At 63.9% G+C, this 12,341-nt stretch carries 13 protein-coding genes; 6 read left to right on the plus strand and 7 right to left on the minus strand.

Annotated features, from left to right (window positions below; translation table 11 throughout):
* Window positions 1–93: 93 nt before the first annotated feature.
* The 4 genes from N551_RS0106925 to N551_RS0106940 form a co-directional block, all read right to left on the minus strand.
* Complete coding sequence (locus N551_RS0106925; RefSeq protein ID WP_027514926.1) at window positions 94–363, minus strand: hypothetical protein; 270 nt, start codon at window positions 361–363, stop codon at window positions 94–96.
* Window positions 360–1,790, minus strand: a complete 1,431-nt coding sequence (locus N551_RS0106930) for a radical SAM protein (RefSeq protein ID WP_027566330.1) — start codon at window positions 1,788–1,790, stop codon at window positions 360–362. Before N551_RS0106930 ends, N551_RS0106925 begins: the two co-directional genes overlap by 4 nt.
* Window positions 1,771–2,487: a prolipoprotein diacylglyceryl transferase gene (locus N551_RS0106935; protein WP_027566331.1), complete on the minus strand. Its 717-nt coding sequence runs from the start codon at window positions 2,485–2,487 to the stop codon at window positions 1,771–1,773. Before N551_RS0106935 ends, N551_RS0106930 begins: the two co-directional genes overlap by 20 nt.
* A gap of 79 nt (window positions 2,488–2,566) precedes the next feature.
* On the minus strand, window positions 2,567–3,331 hold the full coding sequence (locus tag N551_RS0106940) for a Crp/Fnr family transcriptional regulator (RefSeq protein WP_027566332.1): 765 nt from the start codon (window positions 3,329–3,331) through the stop codon (window positions 2,567–2,569).
* Window positions 3,332–3,486: 155 nt separating this feature from the next.
* Between N551_RS0106940 and N551_RS0106945 the strand changes: the two genes are divergently transcribed.
* Window positions 3,487–3,888: a response regulator gene (locus tag N551_RS0106945; RefSeq protein ID WP_027566333.1), complete on the plus strand. Its 402-nt coding sequence runs from the start codon at window positions 3,487–3,489 to the stop codon at window positions 3,886–3,888.
* Between the two features lie 10 nt (window positions 3,889–3,898).
* Here N551_RS0106945 and N551_RS0106950 read toward each other — a convergent pair whose 3' ends face one another.
* Window positions 3,899–5,440, minus strand: coding sequence for an alkaline phosphatase (locus N551_RS0106950; protein WP_027566334.1), 1,542 nt, complete (start codon window positions 5,438–5,440; stop codon window positions 3,899–3,901).
* Between the two features lie 103 nt (window positions 5,441–5,543).
* The gene (locus tag N551_RS0106955; RefSeq protein ID WP_027566335.1) at window positions 5,544–6,989 is read right to left on the minus strand and encodes a TAXI family TRAP transporter solute-binding subunit; all 1,446 of its coding nucleotides are present in this window, start codon (window positions 6,987–6,989) and stop codon (window positions 5,544–5,546) included.
* Window positions 6,990–7,143: 154 nt separating this feature from the next.
* Here N551_RS0106955 and N551_RS0106960 point away from each other — a divergent pair, with 154 nt between their 5' ends.
* The gene (locus N551_RS0106960) at window positions 7,144–7,446 is read left to right on the plus strand and encodes a 4a-hydroxytetrahydrobiopterin dehydratase (protein WP_027566336.1); all 303 of its coding nucleotides are present in this window, start codon (window positions 7,144–7,146) and stop codon (window positions 7,444–7,446) included.
* Window positions 7,447–7,537: 91 nt separating this feature from the next.
* Window positions 7,538–7,927, plus strand: a complete 390-nt coding sequence (locus N551_RS0106965; RefSeq protein WP_027566337.1) for a YkvA family protein — start codon at window positions 7,538–7,540, stop codon at window positions 7,925–7,927.
* A gap of 169 nt (window positions 7,928–8,096) precedes the next feature.
* Here N551_RS0106965 and N551_RS0106970 read toward each other — a convergent pair whose 3' ends face one another.
* On the minus strand, window positions 8,097–9,071 hold the full coding sequence (locus N551_RS0106970; protein ID WP_027566338.1) for an NADPH:quinone oxidoreductase family protein: 975 nt from the start codon (window positions 9,069–9,071) through the stop codon (window positions 8,097–8,099).
* Between the two features lie 232 nt (window positions 9,072–9,303).
* Between N551_RS0106970 and N551_RS0106975 the strand changes: the two genes are divergently transcribed.
* From N551_RS0106975 to rlmN, 3 genes are all read left to right on the plus strand, one after another.
* Window positions 9,304–10,143: an SDR family oxidoreductase gene (locus tag N551_RS0106975; protein WP_027566339.1), complete on the plus strand. Its 840-nt coding sequence runs from the start codon at window positions 9,304–9,306 to the stop codon at window positions 10,141–10,143.
* A 117-nt stretch (window positions 10,144–10,260) separates the two neighbouring features.
* Complete coding sequence (locus tag N551_RS0106985; protein WP_027566340.1) at window positions 10,261–10,923, plus strand: invasion associated locus B family protein; 663 nt, start codon at window positions 10,261–10,263, stop codon at window positions 10,921–10,923.
* A 173-nt stretch (window positions 10,924–11,096) separates the two neighbouring features.
* Window positions 11,097–12,299 carry a 23S rRNA (adenine(2503)-C(2))-methyltransferase RlmN gene (rlmN, locus tag N551_RS0106990; RefSeq protein ID WP_035961124.1) on the plus strand — a complete coding sequence of 401 codons (1,203 nt, stop codon included), beginning with the start codon at window positions 11,097–11,099 and terminating at the stop codon, window positions 12,297–12,299.
* Window positions 12,300–12,341: the final 42 nt, after the last annotated feature.

Raw genomic sequence — 12,341 nt, forward strand, 5'->3', positions numbered from 1 at the left:
TAGGCAAAAACGGCCAAAAAACAATGTGTTCTTTGGCCGTTGGTTGATTGAATTTTGTCCGGGGATTCCCGGGGGTTAGGCAAAAAGCCGGGCTCAGCCGCGCCGGCCCTTGATGGCGGCCCAGATCAGGGCGACCCCGCCCAGCCCCACGACCAGGCCCAGGAACACCAGGGGCGCGACGTCGGAATCGATCCGGCCTCTGTCGGATATCGAGATTCCGCCGAACAGGAGTGCACAGGCGCCGGGCAGCAGCAGGATGATCCCGAAGATCGCCATGAGCGCGGTCAGGCAACCGCTGCGCTTGTTCGGCGGGGCAGGAGGCGGTCCCGGCGGGGCTGGTGAAGGCGTGTCGCTGATGCTCATGCCTGCAGGGCTCCTTCGGTTGACTGCGCCGCCAGTTCGGCGCGGATGCCGTCGATCTTTCCGTTCCGGTAGAACAGATTGTAGGTGTCGAACGGGATGATCGCGCCGTTCTCGGTGACGAAATGGATGCAGCTGCGCTTGACGTTGCCGACGCAGAAATTGAAGCGGTCGAGAAACTGCACGATGGTGACGCGGAATACGTTCTCGTAAGTGATGCCCTGCGGCACCTCGAAGCTCGGCAGGCAGCACAGCAATTCGCAGACGCGCTCGCTCGTGTTCAGCGGTCCCGAGGACAGCGAAAACAGGTCGATGAATTTCTCTCTCAGCGCCGGATGCTTCTCCGGGCTTATCGTATTGGGCAACAATGCGACGAGCTGCTCCTGTGGGATCAGCGAGGTCAGCGGCAGCACTTTCTCGCCGTTGCGCAGGCCGTAACCGATCGAGATGCTTTCGGGGTTGCAGGGCAGCGGGATCATGTCCTTGTCGCCGAATACGCCGGTTTCGACCACGCGTTTCCGAATCTCCGACAGCATGATGCGGTCGGTGTTCTTGTCGAAATTCTCGTTGCGGCCGGCATCCTGCACCGGCTGCAGCGTGACGCCGCGCACGCATTTCCAGGTCAGCGCGTGGCGAACGATGTCGCCGATCTCGGCATCGTTGACGCCGCGCTTGATGGTCGCGACCAGCGTGGTCGACACGCCGTAATGCTCGAGATTTTCCAGCGCCTGCTGACGAATCTTGCGCAAATCCGCGCCGCGCAGATTGATCAGCGCGTCGCGTTCGAGCGAGTCGAACTGGAGATAGACCTCGAGCCCGCGCTTGTTCTCGGCGAGCCGCGCCACGAAATCCTTTTCGCGGGCGATGCGCAGGCCGTTGGTGTTGATCATGACATGGCGGATCGGGCGGGCGCGCACGGCATCGAGGATCGCGAAGAAGTCCGGATGCAGCGTCGGCTCGCCGCCGGATATCTGCACCAGGTCAGGCTCGCCCTCGCTCGCGACCAGCGCGTCGAGCATTCGCTCGACCTTGGCCAGCGGCGTGAAGCTGGTCCGCGCCGGCGAGGAATCGGCAAAGCACACCGGGCAGGTCAGATTGCAATGCTCGGTGATCTCGATCAGCGCCAGGCAGGAATGCTGCTCGTGGTCGGGGCACAGGCCGCAATCATAGGGGCAGCCGAATTCGGTATGCCGTTGAAAGGCCAGCGGCCGGTCGCCGGGCTTGATGAAATCCTTGCACAGGCGCCAATAGGCTGCGTCCGTCGACACAAGCGTGGACTGGACGCCATGCTCCTTGCAGCGCTTCTCGTACCAGACCTCGTTGTCGAGGATCTGGATCTTGGCCGGCACCAGCTTCAGGCAGGTCTCGCAGAGAGATTGGGTCTGGCCCCAGAAGATATAGGGGCGCGACTTACGCAACGGCGCGTTCATGCATGGGTCTCGCTTTGGGCGCCGTCGCCAGCATGACGACGGCGTAGAGCAGGATGGACAGCGACAGCAGGTGAAACAGCGTGAAGGGGCCGATCAGCGTGCCGTAGGGCTTGAGGAATTCCCACAGGAAGCGCTGTGCGCCATAGTAGACGAGGACGAGGTAGAAACCATTGGTGATCACAAACGCGCTCCGGTTCAAGACCGCCAGCACGTAGAGCAGCGCGAATACGCCCATCGCGGCGCTTTCGTAGAGCTGCACGGGATGCCGAAGAATGCCGTCGCCGAAATCGTGGCCCCAGGGCCATGCCGTCGGCGTGCCGTAGGTGAAATCGTCGAGGCCCGCGAAATAGCAGCCGAGCCGGCCGATCGCGATGCCGATCGCCAGCGGCAGCGCAAAACGGGCGCCGGTTCGGACGGTGATCCCTGCGGACCATTTGTAGAGCTCGATCGCCACGATGCCCCCGGCGAGTGCACCTTCCACGGAGCGCGCGATGCCGCTCTGGCCCGACAGCCACAGATTGGCGGAGCCGAACAGATAGGCGCCGAGGCCTGCACCGAACACCAAAGCGGCGAGGTAGGACCGTTCGAAGGATTGCGTCGGAAACTGCAAGCCCTGTCGCGACAGCCAATAGAGCGCCACGGCCGCAGCCAGCCATGCTGCCACGTCGAAGAGAGTGTGAAGGAAAGCCCCGCTCATGCGGGGACATTAGCCCAGGTTCCCGCCCGGCGGGATAGTGCGGCCCCTTCTTATCCCCGAAGAGGAGCGAGGCGGGCGGCTAGCCGGCTTGCCGCTCCTCGGTCGGATAGACGCCGCGCAGCACTTCCTCGAAGTGCATCTTCACGGCCTCGTTGCACCGGCAGGCGCGCAGGCGCAGGCCCTCGCGGTTACGGACCAGAATCGATCCGCGCCGGGTGTCGAGCACACCTTCCGCCTTGAACGACTGGAGCACGCGGCTGGCATAGCTGCGGCCGACACCGAGCAGTGTCGCGAGCTGTTCATGGGTCAGCGGCACGCTGCTCTCGTCGCCGGTCCGCTCCATCGCCGCCAGCATCCATTTGGCAGTGCGCTGCTCGATCGAGTGAATGGCGTTGCAGGCGGTGGACTGGAAGATCTGCGCCAGCATGCAGTCGGCGTAGCGAGCGAAGACATGGCGCAACGAGGACGATCGCTGCTTGGCGGCCTCCAGCTTGCTGACGTGAATTCGCGCAAACGGTCCGCCGAATTTCACGCAGATCCGGGTATAGGCCGGCAGATAGCCCTCGCTGACGATACCGCCCACTGCGCCTTCGCGGCCCACTAGGATGGTCTCGACGTCACGGCCGTCCTCATTGGGAACGAGGAAAGTCGCGAGCGATGGTCCGCAGGGGAAATGGACGACCTGGACGTCGTCGCCGGGATTGTAGAGCAGCTCGCTCGCCCCGGCCGTGTCGACGGTAATGTGCGGTGCGAGCAGCGCGTAGTCGGCGTGGCTCAAGCGCCGCAGCAGATTGTTGGTCGGCCGGCTATCGATCTCGGTGGCGTTGCTGGTCCGCGCGTCCATCTTAAACTCCCATCCGCCTCCACATTAGCGAGTTCCGACGAGGTCCTGTGTGCACAAGTAGACAGACCTGACAACTGTGATGTGGTGGTTTCGTTCCGGGAACCCTTCGCGCTAGGTACAGGCGTCGTGACCCGGTATCCCAGTCAGAGAACCTCATGCTCCAAGTTACGATGATGGCACCCGCTGTTTCCGATGGTTCAAACTGTCCCGCCGATGTCCTCATCGTCGAGGACGATCCGATCATCGCGATCGACTTCGAGGATCGCCTGCTCGGATTTGGTGTGAAGAGCGTGCGCACGGTAGGTTCAGTCGCGCAGGCGCTGACCGCAATCGCGGCGCATGCCCCCGAATTCGCCTTGCTCGACGTGGGATTAAGTCGCGAAAACAGTTTTGCGGTCGCCGAACGGCTCGCGGCCCTGAAGATTCCCTTCGTCTTCGTCACCGGCTACGGCGCTGACGCGCGCATCCCGCCGGAATTCGCCGGGCAACCGCGATTGCAGAAGCCGTGTTCGAGCGACGCGCTGGAGGCGGCGCTCCAGGTACGCGCGGCGGACTAGCGATACGGCGTCACGCCTGCTTCGGATCGAGCGTGGTCGACCACAGCGCGACATCGGCGCGGTCGCGCAAGGTCACCGTCATCTGGCCGGAAGCGCCGTCGATCTTGACGTGACCGAAGAACTGCATGCCGGCGGACGGCGGCAGGTTCTGGTTGTCTTTCCCCGGCGCCTTGACGAAACGCACCTCCGGCCCAAACGTATTGTCGAGCGCGTTCGGACCGAATGTGCCTGCGTGAAGCGGGCCCGACACGAACTCCCAGAACGGCTCGAAGTCCTGGAATTGGGCCTTGTTCGGATCGTAATAGTGCGCGGCGGCGTAATGCACGTCCGCCGTCAGCCATACGGTGTTGCTGACCGGCGCCATCTTGATGAAGCGCAGGATGTCGGCGATCTCGAACTCGCGGCCGCGCACCGGGCCGTCGCCCTGCGCAATGGCTTCCGATCCACCCTTTGCCGTATCTGACACGACGAGGCTGAGCGGCATGTCGGAGGCGATCACCTTCCAGGTCGCGCGCGAATTCAACAGGCCGCGCTTGAGCCAGGCGATCTGGTCGGGGCCGAGGAAATAGCTGGCCGGGTCGTAAGCGGTTTCGAGGTTGGGGCCGTTCGGGCCGCGATAGCTGCGCTCGTCGAGCACGAACACGTCGAGATGAGGACCATAGGAGATCTGGCGATAGACGCGGCCGGGCTCGACGATGCTCTCGCGCATCGGATACATCTCGTGGAAGGCACGGCCCGCGCGGGCCGCAAGCAGTGCGATGTCGCGCTCCTTGTAGGTCGCCGGCAGCTCTTTCGAAAGCGACCAGTTGTTGGTTACCTCATGGTCGTCCCACTGCACGAAGATCGGCACTTCGGCATTGAAGGCGCGAAGATTGTCGTCAGTAAAATTGTATTTGTGCGCGGCGCGGTACTCGTCCAGCGTCTCCGCGACCTTGGCCTTCTCGGGGATGGTGACGTTCTTCCAGATCTTGCCGTCGGCGAGCTTCACCTCGGACTGGATGGGACCGTCGGCATAGATGGTGTCGCCGGAGTGCAGGAAGAAATCCGGACGGTGCTTGCGCATCGCCGAGAAGGTGAACATGCCGCCGTCGTCGGGGTTGATGCCCCAGCCCTGGCCGGCGACGTCGCCGCCCCAGACGAAGCTGACGTCACGGCGGTCGGCGGGCGCGGTGCGGAAGCGGCCGGTCACCGGTTCGCCCACCACCGCGGTGTGCGAAAGGTCGCGGAAGCGGACGCGATAAAAGATGTCCTGTCCGCCCGGCAGGTTTTCGATCAGCATCTTCGCGGTGAAGTCGCTTTCGGGCAGCGCTGCGATCGGCGGCAGCGCGCGAGCATCCCTGAACGACTCCGTCGTCGCCACTTCGACCAGCATCTGCGCGGGACGGTCGGCGCGCGCCCAGACCACGCCACCGTCGACGGTGACGTCGCCCGACTGCACGCCATGGGTCACGGCCGGCCGGTCGGCCGCGCGGGAGAGATGCGGCATTGCGACCGCGCCAAGCGCGCCGGCACTGGTCGTCAGGAAACGGCGACGGGAGAATTTGATGTTCATGGGACGGACTCGATATCGCGTGAGACGATCGCTCAGGCGACCGCACGGTGAAGTCCGACGCTATATTGAGACAATGTGACGCCGCGATTACGCGCGGAAGCTTTTACGCGCTGCCGGCGGCCCTGAACTGTGCGCCGGCGCGCTGCAGGTTCTGCGGCAGGCTGAATAGCACCGCCTTGCGATCGGCGACGGCCGCGTGGAACTGGTCGAGCGCGATGTTGAAGGCGGTGAGCGCGGCTTCCTCGATCGCGCCGTGATCGAAGCAGCGCAGTGTATTGCGCAGGATGTCGTCGGCCTCGGTCTGCATCTGGTCGAGGTCTTCGGTCGTCTCGCTCTTGCGTGCCGCCGCGATCATGTCGAGCAGACGTTCACGCTGATGGTTGTTGTTGTCGCGCTCGTCCTTCTTCAAATAGCCCGCAAACCAGGCGCCGATCGAGCCCATGGCCGAGAGCGCCATCAGCGTCCACCAGATGTAATCGCTGTATCTGTCGAGGAAGGTCTTTTCCTCGCCGTCGACGAAGGCGGCCGCGCCGGGATGCACCGGGATCACCGCGTCCTTGTCGGTGTCGGGTGTTTCGATCTTCGCCGCCAGCGGGAATTCCGTCACCAGTTGCTGGCGCACGGCAAAAAGCTGGCGCGTGAACGCGGCGATGTTGGTTTCGGATACGCCTTTGCGCGCCACGATGTGGTGTGAAAAGCTGATCGTCTTGACCTCGTCGTCGGGGCGAACGGGTGAGCCGCCATAGGTGCCGGCCGGAATCTCCGAGGCTTCATAAACCGGATGGTTCTGCGCGATAGCATCCGCGGAATCGATCGCGAGGAAGACCGGCGTCCCGCCCTCCTTGGCAGTGGCGGCGATCGCGTCCGACGTGATCTTGCTGTTGACAGGGCCGGCTGCGAGATAGGCATCGGCCTTCTGGGCCTTGATCGCCTCGGCGGCTTCATTGGCGGGGAACTGTATGACCTCGACCTTGGCAGGATCGACGCCGTATTGCTGGAGGATCACCTTGAGCAGATTGACGTTGGCCTGGGTGCGGCCGATCACTCCGACCCGATGGCCGGCGAGCTGCGCGATCTTGGTGATCTTCGCGCCCTTCTTCTTGCCCTTGCCGGGCACGGACCACAGCGCCACGACGTTCTTGCGCAGGGTCGCGACCGCCTGCGCGTTCTTAGGCACGTCGACGTCGCCGCGCACGATGGCGAGATCAACCTTGCCCTCCGCGAGCGCCTCGGCGCTGGCTGTGGCGCCGTCGGTCTGGATCGGCCGTAGCCGCACAAGACTTTTGTTCTGAGTGAAAGCCTGCGTCAGCGCCTGCACGACCTTGAGGTCATCGCTGTTGGCGGGACCGACCGCGATCTTCAGCGTCACCGGCCGCATCGCGAAATAATAGCCGCCGGCAAGCGTGCCCACGATCGCAAGCACGAGTGCCAGAGACACGAGCGCCGTCTTCCGCGCCGCTGATCGCGGCGAAGGCGGGGTGGGCGCTTCGGCCAGGTCCAATCCCCCGGTCATCGATCTCCCGAACAGTCGCTTGAGGCTCAGTTTCATCTTGGCCGGCGATTTACGCCCGCAAGTGTAGCAAATTTCTTGTCCGGCAGGGTTACATCTCCGTCATGGTTAGCGGATGGGGTCTAATCCCGTATGAACCCGGGGCGTCAGTGCGGTGTTAGGGTAAAGTTCCCCTGAAAGGACGGAGGCGACGATGGCAGAACGGCTCTCGGCGGAGGCGCGCAGGCAGGCGCTGGGCGGACTATCTGGCTGGACCGAGGTTCAGGGACGCGAGGCGATCGGGAAAACCTTTGTCTTCAAGGATTTCAACGAGGCGTTCGGATTCATGACGCGTGCGGCGCTGGTCGCCGAGAAGATGGACCACCACCCCGAATGGCGCAATGTCTACAAGACGGTGGAGGTGGCGCTGTCGACCCATGACGCCGGCGGCGTCACCGCGCTCGACATCGAGCTCGCCAGGGCGATGAACGCCATCGCCAAGCTGACACCAGGCTGACGCCTTGCGAGGCGCTGCCGCCTCCCCATCTTGTGTTCAGCACGGGATGCGGCGATCTGCCACCCTTGGCTGAACGGGGAGTTTGTCGACCATGGCTGCCGAACACAGCGTTGGTTTCGAGCCGGCCGACCGGCTCGCGGAAGATCGTGAGAGCGTGCGCCGCCGCTTCTGGCGCAAGCTGAAGCGTGTCGCCGCGCAACTGCCGTTCGCGGAGGATCTGCTCGCCGCCTATTACTGCGCCTTCGACCGGCAGACGCCGCGCCATATCCAGGCGTCGCTGCTCGGGGCGATCGCCTATTTCATCCTGCCGTTCGACTTCGTTCCCGACGTGATGCCGATTCTCGGCTTCACCGATGACGCCGCCGTGCTCGCCACTGCGATCCGCATGGTCGCCAGCCACATCACGAACGAGCATCGCGAAGCCGCCCGCGCCGTGCTGAAGCGCGGGGTGGATGAGGTGGACGCGGAAGCCGCGCAGTAGCTGTTGCCGCATCCTCCACTGTCATTCCCCGCGAAGGCGGGGAATCCAGTACGCCGCGGCTTATCGATTCAACAACACTCGTGACGGAGTACTGGGTCGCCCGGTCAAGTCGGGCGACGACAGCTGAGTGTGTGGTGACAATGTCGCGACACTCTACGCGCCGACACCCTCACGGACGCAAAATCACCTTGCCCATGGCCTGACGTCCCGCGAGCACCTTGAGCGCATCCGCCGTCTGCGCCAGCGGGAAGACGCGGTCGACATGCGAGGAGATCTTTCCTTCCGCTGTCCACTTCACGAGCTTCTCGAGATTGGCGCGGTTCTTTTCCGGGTTGAGCCGGGTCCAGGCGCCCCAGAACACGCCGCGGATATCGCAGCCCTTCAGCAGCGCGAGGTTCAGCGGCATCTTTGGGATGTCGCCGGCGGCAAATCCGATCACGAGGAAGCGGCCTTCCCAGGCAATCGAGCGTAGCGCCTGCTCGGCATACGTACCACCAACCGGATCGAAGATGATGTCGACGCCCTTGCCGCCGGTAAGCTTTCGCAAGCCTTCCTTTAAATCTTCCTTGCCGTAATTGAGCGTGAGTTCTGCACCGTGCGCCTTGGCGAATTCGAGCTTCTCGTCCGACGAGGCGCAGGCGATCACCTTCAGGCCCATCAGCTTGCCGAGCTCGCACGCGGCAAGTCCGGTGCCGCCGGCGGCGCCGAGCACCGCGAGCGTCTCGCCCGGCTTCGGGCTCGCGCGATCTTCCAGCGCGTGCAGCGCGGTGCCGTAGATGATGATGATGCCAGCCGCGCGGTCATAATCGAGATTGTCCGGGATCTTCACGATCGATGCTGCCGGCAGCGCGATCTTTTCGCGCGCCCCGTTGTGGCCGCAGGAGGCAACGACGCGATCGCCGACCTTCAGATCGGTCACGCCGGGGCCGATGCTCTCGATCACCCCAGCCACCTCGGCGGCCGGCGAGAACGGGAACGGCGGCTTGATCTGGTACTTGCCCTGGATCATCAGGATGTCAAAAAAATTCAGCGCCGCAGCCTTGATCGCGATCACGGCTTCGCCGGGACCGGCCACCGGATCCGGCACGTCGGCCAGAACGAGATCGTCGGGCTGGCAATATTGCGAGCAGAGGATGGCTTTCATGGCGGCACCTTCTTGAGAGCACTTGGCGTTTCGAGGCAGAATTATAGTTGGGCTGGTTCTGCCGGATTTAGGGACGGGCGACAATCCGGTTTCTTTGGCTATTGGACCGCACCGGCCTATCCTCTCGTCATTGCGAGCGCAGCGAAGCAATCCAGAATCCGTGCCGCGGAAATAGCCTGGATTGCTTCGCTTCGCTCGCAATGACGGAAGAAGAAAAGGGAGGATTCAAACCATGTTTGAAACAGGCCTGCTCAGGGACAAGCGCATCCTCATCACTGGTGGCGGTTCGGGCCTTGGCGCTGCGATAGGACGCCGCTTCCTCGCGCTCGGCGCCGACCTCGTGATCTGCGGCCGCAAGGTCGATCGGCTCGAGGCGGCGGCGAGCGAGATGCGCGAAGAGACCGGCGGGAAGGTCACGACGATCGCCTGTGATATCCGCGACGGCACCGCCGTCGAGAGCATGATGGAGGCCATCTGGCGCGAGGCGCCGCTCGATATCCTCGTCAACAACGCGGCTGCGACTTTCATTGCGCAGAGCGAGCATCTCTCATTCCGCGCCGCGGATGCGATCCTCGCCCCGACGCTGCATGGTGCGATGTATTGCACGCTTGCCGTCGGCAAGCGCTGGATCGACGCCAAGCATGGCGGCGTCGTGCTCTCTATCCTCTCGACCTCGACCATCACCGGCCGCGCCTTCACCGTCCCGTCGGCGATGGCGAAGTCGGCCGTGCTGGCGATGACCAAAAGTCTCGCCGTGGAATGGGGCCCGAAGGGCATCCGCACCGTCGCGATCGCGCCGGGACCGTTCCCGACCGCCGGCGCCTCGGGTCAGCTCCGCCCCGAGGGTCGCGACGAAGGGTGGGCCGCGCGCAACCCGATGGGTCGCGCCGGCGAGCACGGCGAGCTTGCCGACCTCGCCAGCTTCCTGGTCTCCGACCGTGCCGGCTACATCAACGGCGAGATGGTGGTGATCGACGGTGGCGCGCATTTGCGCAGCTCCGGCGCCGAGGATTTGTTGCGCTGGACCGATGCGCAATGGGCGGAGCAGCGTGCCGCGCGATCCAGGGCCTAGTCGCCGCGAGCTTCGCTAACTGCCTTCCCAAATTGGACTTTCCCGGCTATCCCTGCCCCCGGGACAATGCGCGACCGGGCCATCTTCCAGTCACAATATTGAGGGAACCACTCCAGCATGTGGCGGGTGCTGATTTTAGCTTTGATGACGGGCGTGGCGGCCTGTGGGATCACCGATTCCGCGCGGGCGCAGACGGCGCAACCTGCGCCCAAGGCTGCACCGAAAGAGCCCGCGCCGAAACCGGCCGCGCCGGTGGCCAATACCACCGGAAAGACGGTTGCCAAGCCCGAGAGCAAGCCGGCGGCCCCGCACGCGGCGGTTGCGGGCGGCGCCGAGCCAGCCCTGATCGGTCAGTTCGGCACCTGGGGCGCCTATTCGGCCGCGCCCAATGGCAAAAAGGTCTGCTTCGCGCTGGCCAAGCCGTCGTCGTCGAAGACCAACCCGCCGAACCGGCCGCGCGATCCTGCCTATGCCTTCGTCTCCACCCGCCCGGCGGAGAAGGTCAACAACGAAGTCTCGGTCATGATCGGCTACGCGCTGAAGCCGGGCTCTGAATCCTCGGTCGAGGTCGGCGGCGCCGCGTTCGCCATGTACTCGCAGGGCGATGGTCTCTGGATCAAGAACGCGGCCGAGGAAGAGCGGATGGTCGAGGCCATGCGCAAATCCGCCGATCTCGTGGTCAAGGGCATCTCGTCCAAGGGGACCGAGACGACCGACACCTTCTCGCTGAAGGGCCTCGCCCAGGCGCTTGACCGGATCTCCCAGGATTGCAGGCGTTAAGCCTGCGGTCGATAAGGTCGCAATCGGCGGTTCCGGTTGCTATATAGGGCGCGTTCCAGGTTTTCTCCCGTCATTCCGGGCCGATGCGCAACATCGAACCTGGAATCTCGCGGTTCCGGGTCCGGTCCTTCGGACCATCCCGGAACGACGAACACAAATTCCAGGTCTATTCAATGCAACCGATGACCGAGCCGCACAACGCAACGCTGGTGGAGAAGACTCCGCTCGAAACCTATGTGCCGCCGGCGAGGCCCTCGCTGATCGGCCTGTCGCGCACCGAGCTTGCCGATCGTCTCGGCGAGATCGGCGTTGCACCGGCGCAGCGCAAGATGCGTGTGCAGCAGCTGTGGCACTGGATGTATTTCCGTGGCGCCCAGAATTTCGAAGAGATGACGTCGGTCTCGAAGGGCATTCGCGCCGAACTCGCGCAACATTTCACCGTCGACCGGCCCGAAGTCGTGGCCGAGCAGATCTCCAACGACGGCACCCGCAAATGGCTGCTGCGTTTGCCGAGCGGCGACAATGTCGAAAAGGCGCATGAAGTCGAGTGCGTCTACATCCCCGAAACCGATCGCGGCACGCTGTGTGTGTCCTCGCAGGTCGGCTGCACCTTGAACTGCTCCTTCTGCCACACCGGCACGCAGCGCCTGGTGCGCAACCTCACTGCCGGCGAGATCGTGGGACAGGTGATGGTCGCGCGGGATCGTCTGAACGACTGGGCCGATCGCGAAGACGGTACGCGTCGCGTCACCAACATCGTGATGATGGGCATGGGCGAGCCGCTCTACAATTTCGACGCGGTGCGCGACGCGCTGCTGATCGTCGGCGACAACGAAGGCATCGGCATCTCCCGCCGCCGCATCACGCTGTCGACCTCGGGTGTGGTGCCGAACATCGTGCGCGCGGGCGAGGAGATTGGCGTGATGCTCGCGATCTCGCTGCATGCGGTGCGCGACGAGCTGCGTAACGAGCTGGTGCCGCTCAACCGCAAATATCCGATCAAGGAATTGCTGCAGGCCTGCCGCGATTATCCCGGCGCCTCGAACGCGCGCCGCATCACCTTCGAATACGTGATGCTCAAGGGCGTCAACGATTCGCTCGACGATGCCAAGCTGCTGGTAAAGATGCTCAAGGGCATTCACGCCAAGATCAATCTGATCCCGTTCAACCCCTGGCCCGGCACCGCCTATGAATGCTCGGACTGGGACCAGATCGAAAAATTCTCCGAATACGTCTTCAACGCCGGCTATTCCTCGCCGGTGCGCACCCCGCGCGGCCGCGACATTCTGGCCGCCTGCGGCCAGCTCAAGTCGGAGACGGAAAAGCTTTCCGCCAGGGAACGCCAGACGCTGCGAGCCATGGCGATGACGGATTAGCTTGGTAGGTGCACTGTGTTGCTTCCCCGTCATTGCGAGGAG

It is taken from the genome of Bradyrhizobium sp. URHA0013 (assembly GCF_000518345.1).
Taxonomy (GTDB): Bacteria; Pseudomonadota; Alphaproteobacteria; order Rhizobiales; family Xanthobacteraceae; genus Bradyrhizobium.

Bases quoted from the DNA above. Each gene is read 5' to 3' on its own strand.
- N551_RS0106925 (WP_027514926.1), bottom strand. From the start codon at position 363: ATGAGCATCAGCGACACGCCTTCACCAGCCCCGCCGGGACCGCCTCCT.
- N551_RS0106930 (WP_027566330.1), bottom strand. From the start codon at position 1,790: ATGAACGCGCCGTTGCGTAAGTCGCGCCCCTATATCTTCTGGGGCCAG.
- N551_RS0106935 (WP_027566331.1), bottom strand. From the start codon at position 2,487: ATGAGCGGGGCTTTCCTTCACACTCTCTTCGACGTGGCAGCATGGCTG.
- N551_RS0106940 (WP_027566332.1), bottom strand. From the start codon at position 3,331: ATGGACGCGCGGACCAGCAACGCCACCGAGATCGATAGCCGGCCGACC.
- N551_RS0106945 (WP_027566333.1), top strand. From the start codon at position 3,487: ATGCTCCAAGTTACGATGATGGCACCCGCTGTTTCCGATGGTTCAAAC.
- N551_RS0106950 (WP_027566334.1), bottom strand. From the start codon at position 5,440: ATGAACATCAAATTCTCCCGTCGCCGTTTCCTGACGACCAGTGCCGGC.
- N551_RS0106955 (WP_027566335.1), bottom strand. From the start codon at position 6,989: ATGAAACTGAGCCTCAAGCGACTGTTCGGGAGATCGATGACCGGGGGA.
- N551_RS0106960 (WP_027566336.1), top strand. From the start codon at position 7,144: ATGGCAGAACGGCTCTCGGCGGAGGCGCGCAGGCAGGCGCTGGGCGGA.
- N551_RS0106965 (WP_027566337.1), top strand. From the start codon at position 7,538: ATGGCTGCCGAACACAGCGTTGGTTTCGAGCCGGCCGACCGGCTCGCG.
- N551_RS0106970 (WP_027566338.1), bottom strand. From the start codon at position 9,071: ATGAAAGCCATCCTCTGCTCGCAATATTGCCAGCCCGACGATCTCGTT.
- N551_RS0106975 (WP_027566339.1), top strand. From the start codon at position 9,304: ATGTTTGAAACAGGCCTGCTCAGGGACAAGCGCATCCTCATCACTGGT.
- N551_RS0106985 (WP_027566340.1), top strand. From the start codon at position 10,261: ATGTGGCGGGTGCTGATTTTAGCTTTGATGACGGGCGTGGCGGCCTGT.
- rlmN (WP_035961124.1), top strand. From the start codon at position 11,097: ATGCAACCGATGACCGAGCCGCACAACGCAACGCTGGTGGAGAAGACT.